This is a genomic window from Alcaligenes sp. AB3 (assembly GCF_031844565.1).
GTDB classification, from domain to species: domain Bacteria; phylum Pseudomonadota; class Gammaproteobacteria; order Burkholderiales; family Burkholderiaceae_B; genus Alcaligenes; species Alcaligenes faecalis.
In genome coordinates, this window is record NZ_JAUZVM010000001.1 from 220,822 (window position 1) to 234,555 (window position 13,734).

Below are 13,734 nucleotides of genomic sequence, written 5' to 3' on the forward strand. Positions count from 1 at the left end.
AACCGAATTATGTTGCTTTCCGAAAAAGCCTACCAACAGATAGATAAGGAACTGAGCAAGTTCCCGGCAGATCAACGTCGCTCTGCCATCATGGCCTCCCTGGCCATTGCCCAGCAGGAAAAAGGCTGGGTATCGCCAGAAATTATCGAGGACGTGGCTCAATACATTGGCGTGGAGCCTATTGCTGTGCAGGAGGTTGCGACCTTCTACAACATGTTCCACACCAAGCCCGTTGGCCGCGTCACCATTTCCGTTTGCACCAACTTGCCCTGTGCGCTGCGTGATGGCGTCAAGGCTGGCGAGTACCTGAAAGAGAAACTGGGTATCGAATACGGTGAAACCACGGCGGACGGCCAGTTCTCCCTGATCATGGGAGAGTGCATGGGTTCATGTGGTGATTCGCCCGTCATGTTGCTGAACAATCAGCACATGTGCGTGCGCATGGAAGCCGAGCGCATTGATGCCATGCTCGAAGAATTGAAGACACACGGAGAATCGGCATGATTGCACCGGACATTCTGCGCAAGTTCGCACAGGGATTGGAACCTAACCCTGGTGGCGACCTGTCGCGCAGCATGATTTTTCATGATCGTCATATCCAGCCACAGATTCTGGCTGGTTTGAACGGCGACAACTGGGGCCTGGAAGAGTACGTCAAGCGTGGTGGCTATGAAGCCCTGCGCAAGGTCTTGACCACTGGCATGAAGCCCGAAGACGTGATTGCTGAAGTCAAGACTTCGGCTTTGCGCGGTCGTGGTGGTGCAGGCTTCCCATCGGGTTTGAAGTGGAGCTTCATGCCCCGCAGCTTGCCCGGTCAAAAGTACCTGGTATGTAACTCTGACGAGGGTGAACCCGGCACTTTTAAAGACCGCGATATTCTGCGTTTCAACCCGCACATCGTGATCGAAGGCATGGCCATTGCCGCCTACGCCATGGGCATTACCGTGGGCTACAACTATATCCACGGTGAAGTGTTCGAAATCTATCAGCGCTTTGAAGAAGCGCTGGAGCAGGCCCGTGCGGCAGGCTTTCTGGGTGACAAGATCCTGGGTTCGGATTTCAGCTTCCAGCTGCATGCGTTCCACGGTTACGGTGCCTACATTTGCGGTGAAGAAACCGCCTTGCTGGAGTCGCTGGAAGGCAAGAAGGGCCAGCCCCGTTTCAAACCGCCATTCCCGGCCAGTTTTGGTTTGTACGGCAAGCCGACGACCATCAACAACACCGAAACCTTCGCGGCTGTCCCCTGGATTTTGCGCAACAGCGGTCAGGAATACCTGGAAGTGGGTATCCCCAACGCCGGTGGTACCAAGATCTTCTCCATTACGGGTGACGTAGAGCGTCCCGGTAACTACGAAGTGCCTCTGGGTACACCCTTTGCCACCTTGCTGGAACTGGCAGGCGGCATGCGTGACGGTCGCAAACTAAAAGCTGTGATCCCTGGTGGTTCCAGCTCGCCCGTTTTGCCCGCCGACATCATCATGGCAACCAACCTGGACTATGACTCCATTGCCAAGGCTGGTTCCATGCTGGGTTCGGGCGCTGTCATCGTGATGGACGAGACTCGTTGCATGGTCAAGTCCCTGCTGCGCCTGTCCTATTTTTACTATCACGAAAGCTGCGGCCAGTGCACGCCGTGCCGCGAAGGCACAGGCTGGTTGTGGCGCATGGTGCATCGTATCGAGAACGGTCAAGGTCGCCCAGAAGATCTGGACATGCTCGACGACATCGCACAGAACATCATGGGTCGCACCATTTGCGCCCTGGGTGATGCTGCTGCCATGCCGGTGCGCAGTTTCGTTAAGCATTTCCGCGACGAGTTCGCACACCACATCGAGCATAAAGGCTGTGTGGTGCCTCAATATTTGTAGGCCAGGACAACGTAATGGTAGAACTCACCATCGATGGCATTAAAGTTGACGCCCCGGAAGGCAGCATGGTCATTCAGGCTGCCCATGACGCCGGGGTCTACGTGCCGCACTTCTGTTATCACAAAAAACTGAGTATTGCCGCCAACTGCCGCATGTGTTTGGTGGACGTGGAAAAAGCGCCCAAGCCTTTGCCTGCTTGCGCCACTCCCGTCACCAACGGCATGGTTGTGCGTACTCGTTCGGAAAAAGCCATTGCCGCTCAAAAGAGCGTCATGGAATTTCTGCTGATCAACCACCCTCTGGATTGCCCCGTGTGTGACCAGGGCGGTGAGTGTCAGCTGCAGGATCTGGCCGTGGGTTACGGTGGCTCCGAGTCGCGCTACAAGGAAGAAAAGCGCGTCGTGGCTGCCAAATCCATGGGCCCACTGATCTCGACCGAAGCCATGCAGCGTTGCATTCACTGCACCCGTTGTGTGCGTACTGGCGAAGAAATCGCCGGTGTCCAAGAGGTTGGTATGCTCAACCGCGGCGAACACGCCGAAATCACTACCTTTGTGGGTCGCGCAGTCGAGTCCGAATTGTCGGGCAACATGATTGACGTTTGCCCCGTAGGTGCCTTGCTCTCCAAACCTTTCCGCTTCAATGCCCGTACCTGGGAGCTGGCCCGTCGTCGCAGCGTTAGCCCGCACGACAGCGTGGGTGCCAACCTGGTGCTGCAGGCCAAGATGGACAAGGTACTGCGTGTTGTTCCTTTCGAGAACGACGAAGTCAACGAGTGCTGGATCAGCGACCGTGACCGTTTCTCCTACGAAGGCCTGTACACCGAAGACCGTCTGACTCGCCCCATGGTGCGTGGTGATGACGGTCAATGGCGTGAAGCCTCCTGGAACGACGCCATGCAAACCATCGTTGCCGGTATGAATGCCGTGCGCGAGAAGTTTGGTGCAGATCAACTGGGCTGTATTGGTTCGGCTACCTCCACTACCGAAGAACTGGCTTTGCTGGCTCGTCTGGGTCGTGCTCTGGGTACCGAAAACGTGGACTTCCGTCTGCGTCAGACCGATGCCCGTCTGGATGGCGCCCTGGCCGGTGTACCTTGGTTGGGTATGCCTCTGACCGCCTTGAACGAGCTGGATCGCGTTCTGGTCGTAGGTTCCTTCCTGCGTAAAGATCACCCCTTGATGGCTCAGCGTCTGCGTCAGGCTGTTAAACGTGGTGCTCAAGTTTCCTTTATTGATTCGGCTGCCGATAATCCATTGTTCAATGCGATTGCTGGCCGTATGACGGTGGCTCCCAGCCAGTTGGCCAACTCCCTGGCTCAAGTGCTGGTTGCCGTTGCCAAAGCCAAGGACAGCGCCGTTCCTGCTGGTCTGGAAGGTGTACAGGTTTCTGCTGAAGCTCAGCAGATTGCTGACAGCCTGGCCTCCGGCGAACGCGTGGCCATCTTGCTGGGCAATATGGCTGTCAACTCGGATCAGGCCAGCGTGATTGCTGCTAACGCCAATGCCATTGCACAGGCTAGCGGTGCCAAGTTGGGCTTCCTGACTGCCGGTGGTAACACCGTCGGTGGTTACCTGGCCAACGCCGTACCAGGCAAGGGCGGTTTGACTGCCGAGCAAATGCTGGCTCAAACCCTGCGTGCTTACCTGGTTCTGAACGTCGAGCCTGCTCTGGACAGCGATCTGGGCGAACGTGCTGTAGAAACACTGAAGTCCGCCACCTTCTCGGTCGCGCTGACTTCCTATCGCTCCGCTGCCGAGCAGTGGGCCGATGTGATGCTGCCCGTCTCTCCTTTCACTGAAACCTCCGGCACCTTTGTGAACGCCGAAGGCCGTGTACAAAGCTTCAAGGGCGCCGCTGCTCCCGTGGGCGATACACGTCCGGCCTGGAAGGTTCTGCGCGTACTGGGCAATCTGTTCCAGCTGGATGGTTTCGACGACGAAACCTCCGAATCGGTGCGTGACTCTGTCATGGCTGCTGGTGTGGAATCGCGTCTGTCCAACCAGATCAATCTGGCTGCCAGCGTTCTGCCTGCAGCAAGCGGTCTGGAGCGTGTGGCTGATGTGCCTATCTACCGTAGCGATGCGTTGGTGCGCCGTTCGGCTCCCTTGCAGGAAGCACCTGCCTCGGCAGCACCTACGGCTCGCATGGCCGCTGCCACGCTGGCCCAACTGGGTCTGGCTGACGGCGATCTGGTAAAGGTTCGTTCTTCGCAAGGCGAAGTCAGCTTGCCGGCTCAGCTGGATGACACCGTGGCATTGAACTCGGTGCGTGTTGCCACCGCTTTTTCTGAAACTGCCGCTTTGGGTAGCGCATTCGGTCAATTGACAGTGGAGCGTGCATAACATGGAATTTCTCTCTGCCATCAATAGCTACGGTTCGGACCTGCTGGGTCCGGACGCATGGTATGTGGTGTGGACGCTGCTGAAGATTGTCGCTATCGCGGTGCCCGTCATTCTGTGTGTTGCGTACCTGACCTACTGGGAACGCAAGATGATCGGCTTCATGCACGTTCGTCTGGGACCAACCCGTGTTGGTTACCGCGGCCTGCTGCAGCCTTTCGCTGACGTTTTCAAACTGCTGACCAAAGAGCTGATCGTTCCTGCGAAGTCCAACAAGGTTCTGTACCTGTTGGCTCCGGTTGTGACGCTGATGCCTGCTTTGGCCGCCTGGGCGGTGATTCCTTTCAGCCCCGATGTGGTTCTGTCCGACGTGAACGCCGGTCTGCTGTACATTCTGGCGATTACTTCGCTGGGTGTGTATGGTGTGATCGTGGCCGGTTGGGCGTCCAACTCCAAGTACGCCTTGCTGGGTGGTCTGCGTGCAGCCGCTCAGGTGCTGTCCTACGAACTGGCCATCGGTTTCGTGCTGATTACCGTGTTGCTGGTTTCCGGCACGCTGAATCTGTCGGGCATCGTGGTTGGTCAGACTCAGGGTTACTTTGCGGACAAGGGCTTGAACTTCCTGTCCTGGAACTGGCTGCCACTGCTGCCACTGTTTGTGATCTACGTGATTTCCGCCGTTGCTGAAACCAACCGTCACCCGTTTGACGTGGTGGAAGGCGAATCGGAAATTGTGGCTGGTCCCATGGTGGAGTACTCCGGTACTGGTTTCGCTCTGTTCTTCCTGGGCGAATACGCCAACATGATTTTCCTGTCGGCTCTGGCGTCCATCATGTTCTTGGGTGGCTGGACTCCCATTGTCGAGTTCGCCCCATTTACCTGGATTCCGGGGTGGCTGTGGCTGGGTCTGAAGACCTTTGTCGTGGTCTCCATGTTCATCTGGTTCCGTGCAACGTTCCCACGTTACCGCTATGACCAGATCATGCGTTTGGGCTGGAAAGTATTTATCCCGCTGACCGGTGTTTGGCTGGTTATTGTGGCGATCTGGATGCAGACGCCCTGGAACATCTGGCATTAAGGCTAAGGGGCAAGATTATGGAAGCAATCAAAGATTTCTTTGGCAGCCTGATGCTGTCCGAGATGCTCAAAGGCATGCGCCTGACGGGGAAGTATTTCTTCAAGCGCAAGGTAACCCTGCGTTATCCCGTTGAAACCACGCCCGCTTCGCCACGTTTTCGCGGTCTGCACGCTTTGCGTCGCTACGAAAACGGCGAAGAGCGTTGCATCGCGTGCAAACTGTGCGAGGCCGTATGTCCCGCCATGGCCATCTCGATCGAATCGGCAGAGCGCGAGGACGGCACCCGCCGCACCACGCGTTATGACATCGATCTGGCCAAGTGTATTTTCTGTGGTTTCTGTGAAGAAAGCTGCCCGGTCGATTCGATCGTGGAAACGCACATTCATGAATACCACGGTGAAAAACGCGGCGATTTGTACTACACCAAGGACATGCTGCTGGCTATCGGTGACCGCTACGAAGACGAGATCGCTCGTCGTCGTGCCGCAGATGCACCTTATCGCTAAGGCCGGAGCTCTACACTCATGTTATTTACTACTGTTCTGTTTTATGTGCTGGCGCTGGTGATGGTGGTGGCCGCGTATCGCGTGATCGCTGCCAAAAACCCGGTTACAGCCGTATTGCATTTGATTCTGGTGTTCTTCACGGCCGCCATGATGTGGATCACGATGGGCGCCGAGTTCCTGGGCCTCTTGCTGGTGGTGGTCTATGTGGGCGCCGTGATGGTGATGTTCCTGTTCGTCATCATGATGCTGGACGTACGTCAGGAATCTGCTGCCAAGAAATTCAGGGCTCATGTGCCGATGGGGCTGTTGATCGGCGCCATCATGGTTCTGGAAATGGGCTTTGTGCTGACCAAGCTGTGGTTCACAACGGCACCTGCTGCTGCGGTGGCTGCGGACTACAACAACACCCGCGTCATCGGCGAGTTGATGTACTCCCAGTACGTGCTGGCTGTGTTGCTCGGTGGCATTGTGCTGCTGGTTGGCATGATCTCGGCCATTGCACTGACTTTGCGTAAACGTGAAGGTGTCAAACGCACCGTCTCCAGCGAACAGGTCAAGGTTCGCGCCAAAGACCGTCTGCGCATGGTTTCCATTCCTTCTCAAACCGAAAAGCCGTCGGTGTCCAGTTCGGCTGACGCTGTCGTGCCAGGAGACAAATGATGATGACGCTGACGCTTGCGCACTATTTGGTCCTGGGCGCTGTGCTGTTCACGATCGGCCTGTTTGGCTTTTTCCTGAACCGTCGCAACCTGATTATCTTGCTCATGTCTGTTGAGCTGATTCTTTTGTCGGCCAACATGAACTTTGTGGCCTTCTCCACCTGGATGGGCAACGAGGCAGGTCAGGTGTTTGTCTTTTTCGTCCTGACGGTCGCTGCGGCCGAGGCGGCCATTGGTCTTGCAATTCTGGTTCTGTTGTTCCGTAACCTTAATTCGATCAATGTCCAGGATCTCGACCAGCTCAAGGGTTGATGGGATAGCACACTAATGAACTCCATAAATCTTTACTTAACGATTGCGCTTGCTCCCCTGGTGGGTTCGGCGCTAGCCGGTTTGTTTGGTACCGGCTTCCTGGGTCGATTTATCGGCAAGACAGGCGCTCACCTGATTACGATCGCGGGCGTGCTGATTTCCTTTATCGGCTCGGTCATGGTCATGTTGCAGGTTCTGGAAGGCCAGACTTTCAACGGTCCGGTCTACACCTGGATCACCATTGGCAGCATTCAGTGGGACATCGGTTTCCTGATCGACAAGCTGACTGCCCTGATGATGGTGGTGGTGACTTCCGTGTCGCTGATGGTGCACATCTACACCATTGGCTACATGAAAGATGACCCGGGCTATCAGCGCTTTTTCTCTTACATTTCGCTGTTTACCTTCTCGATGCTGATGCTGGTCATGTCCAACAACATGCTGCAGCTGTTCTTCGGTTGGGAAGCAGTGGGTCTGGTGTCTTACCTGCTGATCGGTTTCTGGTACGAGCGCAAGACCGCGATTTTCGCCAACATGAAGGCCTTCCTGGTCAACCGTGTGGGGGACTTCGGTTTTGCTCTGGGTATTGGCTTGCTCTACGCCTACACCGGCTCCATGAACTACAGCGACGTGTTCGCAAAGGTTCAGGAACTGAGCACCATGACATTCCCCGGTACCGACTGGCAATTGCTGACCGTTGCTGCTCTGGCCCTGTTTGTGGGTGCCATGGGTAAATCGGCTCAGGTGCCTTTGCACAGCTGGCTGCCTGACTCCATGGAAGGTCCTACTCCTATCTCGGCACTGATTCACGCCGCGACCATGGTGACGGCCGGTATCTTCATGGTGGCTCGTTTTTCGCCTGTGTTTGAACAGTCGACAACGGCGCTGTCCTTCATCATCGTGATCGGTGCAACCGGTGCCTTGTTCCTGGGCTTGCTGGGTATTATCCAGAACGACGTCAAACGCGTTGTGGCTTACTCCACCTTGTCCCAGCTGGGTTACATGACGGTAGCTCTGGGTGCTTCGGCTTACTCGGCCGCTGTGTTCCACCTGATGACGCACGCTTTCTTCAAAGCCTTGCTGTTCCTGGGCGCTGGTTCGGTGATTATCGGTATGCACCATGATCAGGACATCCGCAATATGGGTGGTCTGCGCAAGTACATGCCTATTACCTGGCTGACTTTCCTGATCGGTACGCTGGCTCTGGTGGGTACGCCGTTCTTCTCGGGTTTCTACTCGAAAGAGCACATCATCGAAGCCGCAGGCGAAGCCGGTATCTGGGGTTCGACCTACGCTTACTACGCCACACTGATCGGTGTGTTCGTCACCTCGCTGTACTCCTTCCGTCTGTACTTCCTGGTATTCCACGGCAAAGAGCGTTTCCGTGACGTTAAGCACGACGAGTCGCATGGTCACGACGACCATCACGCTCACGGTGGTGGCGATCCTCACGAATCGCCCTGGGTGGTTACGCTGCCGCTGGTGCTGCTGGCCATTCCATCGATCTTCGCCGGTATCTGGTTTGTGGATCCGCTGCTGTTCGGTGGCTACTTTGAAGGCATTGTGACGGTTCTGCCCGAGCATCCTGCAATGGCTACGCTGGCTGAGCACTGGACTGACTGGATGGCTTATGCCGTACACGGTTTTGGCACGCTGCCATTCTGGCTGGTTGTGGCTGGTGCTGTGGTGGCCTGGTACATGTACCTGGTTAATCCCGCCTTGCCTGCCGCTATCAAAAAGAACTGCTCTTTTATCTACCGTATCCTGGAGAACAAGTACTACGTTGACTGGTTCAACGAGCAAGTGCTGTCTCGTGGCGTTCGCTGCCTGGGTACGGGCCTCTGGAAAGGTGCTGACCGCGGTCTGATTGACGGCCTGGTGGTCAACGGTAGTGCGCGCGTAGTGGGCTGGGTGGCTGCAATCAGCCGTCATATCCAGTCCGGCTATGTCTATCACTACGCCTTTGCCATGATCCTCGGGATCCTGGCGCTCTTATCCTTTTTTGTACTGACGGTTCGGTAATGGCTAGCGATATGGCGTCTTCTACTCTTCCTTGGTTAACGCTGGCGATTTTCGTACCTATCGTCGCTGGCCTGTTGGTGCTGGCTCTGGGACGTGATGATCGTCCCACCTTCACCCGCTGGCTGGCTTTGCTGGGTTCGATCGCCGGTCTTGTTGTCACTATTCCTCTCTACACGGGCTTCAATCCCGGTACAGCCGACATGCAGTTTGTTGAGCTGGCCCCCTGGATTGATGCCTTCAAGGTGAATTACCACCTTGGCGTGGATGGTATTTCCATGTGGTTTGTTCTGCTGACCGCTTTCATCACGGTGATCGTGGTGCTGGCGGGCTGGCAGGTGATTACCAGCCGCGTGGCGCAATACATGGGTGCCTTCCTGATCCTGTCGGGTCTGATGGTTGGCGTGTTTGCCGCTCTGGATGGCTTGCTGTTCTACGTGTTCTTTGAAGCCACGCTGATCCCGATGTATCTGATCATCGGTATCTGGGGTGGTCCAAACCGCGTGTATGCATCGGTCAAGTTCTTCCTCTACACCTTGATGGGCTCCCTGCTGACGCTGATTGCTTTCATCTACCTGTGGAACGTGTCTGGCGGTACCTTCGATATCCTGACCTGGCACAAAGTCCCCTTGGACTACACCACGCAGGTGCTGATCTTTGTGGCGCTGTTCATGGCGTTTGCAGTGAAAGTGCCTATGTGGCCCGTCCACACCTGGTTGCCTGATGCCCACGTGGAAGCACCTACCGGTGGTTCCGTGGTTCTGGCTGCCATCATGTTGAAACTGGGTGCTTACGGTTTCCTGCGCTTTTCCCTGCCCATCGCTCCTGATGCTTCGCAAGGTCTGGCCGGAATCATCATTGCCTTGTCCCTGGTCGCGGTGATCTACATTGGTCTGGTTGCGATCGTTCAGGACGACATGAAAAAGCTGGTGGCGTACTCCTCTGTGGCTCACATGGGTTTTGTCACACTGGGCTTTTTCGTGTTCAACACCACGGGTATGGAAGGCGCGATCATGCAAATGATCTCGCACGGTTTCGTGTCCGGCGCCATGTTCCTGTGTATCGGTGTTCTGTACGACCGTCTGCACAGCCGCCAGATCGCCGATTACGGTGGTGTGGTCAAGGTCATGCCTCGTTTCGTCACCTTCTTTGTGCTGTTCTCGATGGCCAACAGCGGTTTGCCAGGTACCAGCGGCTTTATCGGTGAGTTCACCGTCATCATGGGCGCGGTTGAGTACAACTTCTGGATTGGTCTGTTGACAGCAACAGCGCTGATTACAGGTGCGTCTTACTCGCTGTGGATGCTCAAGCGCGTGGCCTTTGGCCCCGTGGGTAACGACAAGGTTGCCGGCATGAGCGACCTGAGCGGCCGTGAGTTCTTCGTTCTTGGCGTAATGGCGATTGCGGTGCTGGGCATGGGTGTGTATCCCAAGCCATTCACCGAGGTCATGCACGTTTCGGTTGAAGCGTTGCTGCAACACGTCTCCATCTCGAAACTGTAGGCCGAATCACTATGGATACTACCTTTAACTTTTCTCTGGCTTTGCCTGAGATCCTGCTCCTGGTTCTGGCTTCGTGTGTGCTGATTTTTGATGCATTCAGTACACACAAACAGCGCCATTCGACGTTTGTTTTCAGCCTGCTGACGCTTGCCGTGGTTGCGGCCAGCGTGGCCTGGCAGTGGTCCAAAGGTGTGAGCGGTGTCTCGTTCGGTGGCCTGTTCGTCGTGGACGAGATGGCTCACTTCCTGAAGCTGCTCTCGTGTGCGGCCGTGGCCGCCACCCTGATCTACGGTCGTGAATACGCTGAACAGCGTGACATGATGGAACGTGGTGGTGAGCTGTACACTCTGACTCTGATGGCTCTGCTGGGCCAGATGATCATGATTTCGGCCAACAGCATGTTGACCGCTTATCTGGGTGTGGAGCTGATGTCCTTTGCGCTGTATGCATTGGTTGCGCTGCGTCGTGAACATCGCCAGTCCATTGAAGCGGCTTTGAAGTACTTCGTGCTGGGTGCTTTGGCATCGGGTATCTTGCTGTACGGCATGTCCATGATTTTTGGCGCTACCGGCCATCTGGAATTCCCGCGCATCGCTGAAGTCATCTCCAACGGTCAAGCCGAGCGTCTGGCTCTGGTCTTCGGTGTGGTGTTTGTGGTTGCCGGTCTGGCCTTTAAATTGACGGCGGCTCCTTTCCACATGTGGACACCGGACGTCTACCAAGGCGCCCCAACCACCGTCACCCTGATCATCGGTGCCGCTCCCAAACTGGCTGCTTTTGCCGTGACCATGCGCTTCCTGGTTGAAGCCCTGCACGGTATTGCCGTGGACTGGCAGCCCATGCTGCTGATCATGGCCGTGCTGTCGCTGGCTCTGGGTAACCTGACGGCGATCATGCAAAAGAATCTCAAGCGTATGCTTGCGTATTCGACCATCTCGCACATGGGTTTCATTTTCCTGGGCTTGCTGGCTGGCGTGTTCAATGGCGAGACTCACTCTCAAGCCTACGGTGCTTCGCTGTTCTACGTGGTGATCTATGTTCTGACCACACTGAGCACTTTTGGTCTGATTCTGATCCTGAGCCGTCGCGGTTTTGAATGTGAAAACATCAGCGACCTGAAGGGCCTGAACCGTCGCAACCCTGGTTTGGCTCTGGTCTGGCTGCTGTCCATGTTCTCCCTGGCTGGTATTCCTCCGCTGTCCGGCTTTGCCGCCAAGCTGAGTGTTCTGCAAGCCGTGGTGGGCGCGGGCTATGTCTGGCTGGCCGTGTTTGCCGTGATCATGTCCTTGATCGGTGCTTTCTACTATCTGCGTGTCGTGAAGGTTGTTTACTTCGACGAACCCGAAGGTGAAGAGCATCCTGTGGCAACAGGCTTGCTGACCAAGCTGGTCATGCTGGTGAACGGTGTTCTGATTATCGGCCTGGGCTTGTTGCCTGGTGGTTTGATGGATACCTGCATCCGCGTGATTCAGTCGTCCTTGCAGTTTTAAGTAGGTAGCACTATGGACCAAAGCCTTTCCATCTGGGTCTTGATTGTTCTGTCCGTGATTACGGCAAACCTGCCGTTTCTCGTGGAAAAGCCCTTGCTGGTTTTGCCTTGGTCCTTGCCGGGCGAGCGTTCAGGACTCTCGCCCTGGTTGCAGCTGATTGTCGGCCTTGTGTACCTGGCCGTGCTGGCTGCACTGGGTCTGGGAATCTACACGGTGATTGCCTCCAGCTCCGGCCTGAACTCCTTGCCTGTCATGCTGGGCAAGTTGCTTTTGGGCCTGGTGTTGGTGGGGGCCATGTTTTACTTTCCGGCATGGCGCTCTCGGAATCAGAAAGTTTCCAAAGGCTTTTTTCCTCGGCTTCTGGAAGTCTGCGCGTTTTACGGGATTGTGGGTGCGTTCGGCTTTGCGTTTGAAGCCAGCATCGGTAATCCGTTCAAGCAGACCTGGGTTTTTTACACCATTACTTTTGCTCTGTTTCTGGTGATGGCGTACCCGGGCTTTGTATATCGCTATTTGATGCGTCACCCCAAGGGCAAGTTTGAATAGTGCTGACTGCATAAAAAAACCTCGCAAAATTGCGAGGTTTTTTTTGTCCTGATTTTTGTAGGCCTGTAATCAGGTGGTGAGCCTGACTTCAATGAAGGGCTGCAGAGGCAGTATGCAGCCCGCAGAGTCGATCAAGGCTGGTCCAAAGGGGCGTGGGTAGCGCCAGCTACTCCCAGGCGCTTGCAGACGCCTTGAGCCTCTTGGGCCAGCACCAGCGTCAGTTGTTCGGCGGGCAGGGCACGGCCCAAGGCAGCGCTCTGGCCGCTCCAGAGGGAGCTGAATTCAGTGCGGCCCTGTTTTTCGGCTTCGATACGTAGCGGGCTCAGTGCCGAACCTGCATGCGGGAAGACAGGCGCGTTGCTATTTAAAGGTCCAATCTCATCCATCAGGCGAGTGCGAATACTGCGTGCGGGACGGCCGGAAAACAGATTGGTCAGCGCCGTGCCGTCCGAGCGACTATTGGCCAGGGCTTCCCGATGCAGGGGAGTAATTTTGGATTCAGGGCAAAACAGATAAGCGGTACCAATTTGGGCCGCGCTGGCACCCAAGGCCAAAGCTGCAGCGATACCACGTCCATCCGCAATGCCACCGGCAGCAATTACCGGGATTTTGACGGCATCCGCAATTTGTGGAACCAAAGACATGGTGCCAACTTGCGTATGCACTTTATCGTCCAGAAACACGCCACGGTGGCCACCGGCTTCCACGCCTTGGGCGATGATGATGTCCGCACCGTGCTCTTGCAGCCACACGGCTTCAGCCGTGGTGGTGGCGCTGGACATGACCAGTGCGCCGGCTTTTTTCACGCGTTCAAGCAGCTCAGGGGAGGGCAGACCAAAGTGGAAGCTGACGACTTCGGGCTTAATTTCTTCGAGCAATTCAGCATGCTGGCTGGAGAAAGGCGCACGTGCCGCCTTTGGCAATTCCTGATTCGGGTCCAGGCCGTATTCCTGGTAGTAAGGGATCAGGCGCAGACGCCACTCCTGCAGGGCCTCTGGCTCCAGGCGCAGGTCTTCATGGCAAAAGAAGTTCAGATTGATAGGGGCCGACACAGCCTGCCGGAACAAGCCTACTTGCTCCCGAATCTGTTCTGGGCTGAGCATGGCGCAGGCCAGGGAACCCAGGCCGCCGGCACGAGCAACGGCAATAGCCAGTTCGCTGTCTTGGGCGCCGGCCATAGGGGCTTGAACGATGGGTTGCTCGATATGGAGCAGATCCAGCAAAGTATTGTTGGGCCAGATGTACATGTAAGGCGTCCTCGTCATTTCGCGATAGCTTTTATCGTAGCAGGATGAGTTCAGGCTGAAAACTGACATTGTCGCTTGCAGGCAGAGCCGTGCCGGGGCTGCAGCAGGCTACAATAATCGTCTTTTGGCACAGTGGCTGTGCCGTATTTTCTTGCTTTGTGGACG

Annotated in this window: 12 protein-coding genes; 11 read left to right on the top strand and 1 reads right to left on the bottom strand. The window is 56.0% G+C overall.

Annotated elements, in window-relative coordinates; genetic code table 11:
- The first annotated feature begins 9 nt into the window (after positions 1-9).
- Genes nuoE through Q9R35_RS01110 form a run of 11 tightly spaced genes read left to right on the top strand, consistent with a single transcriptional unit; the run spans position 10 to position 12,322 of the window.
- Positions 10-504: an NADH-quinone oxidoreductase subunit NuoE gene (gene nuoE, locus Q9R35_RS01060; RefSeq protein ID WP_026483139.1), complete on the top strand. Its 495-nt coding sequence runs from the start codon at positions 10-12 to the stop codon at positions 502-504.
- Positions 501-1,868 (top strand): NADH-quinone oxidoreductase subunit NuoF, encoded by a 1,368-nt coding sequence (gene nuoF / locus Q9R35_RS01065; RefSeq protein WP_009456684.1) that lies wholly within the window; start codon positions 501-503, stop codon positions 1,866-1,868. The genes nuoE and nuoF overlap by 4 nt, the downstream gene beginning before the upstream one ends.
- A 14-nt stretch (positions 1,869-1,882) precedes the next feature.
- Positions 1,883-4,213 carry an NADH-quinone oxidoreductase subunit NuoG gene (gene nuoG, locus Q9R35_RS01070; protein ID WP_311219237.1) on the top strand — a complete coding sequence of 777 codons (2,331 nt, stop codon included), beginning with the start codon at positions 1,883-1,885 and terminating at the stop codon, positions 4,211-4,213.
- Position 4,214: 1 nt separating this feature from the next.
- The gene (gene nuoH, locus Q9R35_RS01075; protein WP_042482520.1) at positions 4,215-5,288 is read left to right on the top strand and encodes an NADH-quinone oxidoreductase subunit NuoH; all 1,074 of its coding nucleotides are present in this window, start codon (positions 4,215-4,217) and stop codon (positions 5,286-5,288) included.
- Between the two features lie 17 nt (positions 5,289-5,305).
- On the top strand, positions 5,306-5,794 hold the full coding sequence (gene nuoI, locus Q9R35_RS01080; RefSeq protein ID WP_003801051.1) for an NADH-quinone oxidoreductase subunit NuoI: 489 nt from the start codon (positions 5,306-5,308) through the stop codon (positions 5,792-5,794).
- Between the two features lie 18 nt (positions 5,795-5,812).
- Positions 5,813-6,454: an NADH-quinone oxidoreductase subunit J gene (locus Q9R35_RS01085; RefSeq protein ID WP_063693017.1), complete on the top strand. Its 642-nt coding sequence runs from the start codon at positions 5,813-5,815 to the stop codon at positions 6,452-6,454.
- A 2-nt stretch (positions 6,455-6,456) separates the two neighbouring features.
- On the top strand, positions 6,457-6,765 hold the full coding sequence (gene nuoK / locus Q9R35_RS01090; RefSeq protein WP_026483136.1) for an NADH-quinone oxidoreductase subunit NuoK: 309 nt from the start codon (positions 6,457-6,459) through the stop codon (positions 6,763-6,765).
- A gap of 15 nt (positions 6,766-6,780) precedes the next feature.
- Entirely contained in the window at positions 6,781-8,787 is a 2,007-nt protein-coding gene (nuoL, locus tag Q9R35_RS01095; RefSeq protein WP_042482514.1) for an NADH-quinone oxidoreductase subunit L, read from the top strand.
- An 11-nt stretch (positions 8,788-8,798) separates the two neighbouring features.
- On the top strand, positions 8,799-10,286 hold the full coding sequence (locus Q9R35_RS01100; protein ID WP_042482583.1) for an NADH-quinone oxidoreductase subunit M: 1,488 nt from the start codon (positions 8,799-8,801) through the stop codon (positions 10,284-10,286).
- Positions 10,287-10,297: 11 nt separating this feature from the next.
- Complete coding sequence (nuoN, locus tag Q9R35_RS01105; protein WP_162090624.1) at positions 10,298-11,776, top strand: NADH-quinone oxidoreductase subunit NuoN; 1,479 nt, start codon at positions 10,298-10,300, stop codon at positions 11,774-11,776.
- A 12-nt stretch (positions 11,777-11,788) separates the two neighbouring features.
- Entirely contained in the window at positions 11,789-12,322 is a 534-nt protein-coding gene (locus Q9R35_RS01110; RefSeq protein WP_042482507.1) for a DUF2818 family protein, read from the top strand.
- 131 nt (positions 12,323-12,453) lie between these two features.
- Here Q9R35_RS01110 and Q9R35_RS01115 read toward each other — a convergent pair whose 3' ends face one another.
- Complete coding sequence (locus tag Q9R35_RS01115) at positions 12,454-13,569, bottom strand: nitronate monooxygenase (RefSeq protein WP_311219238.1); 1,116 nt, start codon at positions 13,567-13,569, stop codon at positions 12,454-12,456.
- Between the last annotated feature and the right edge of the window lie 165 nt (positions 13,570-13,734).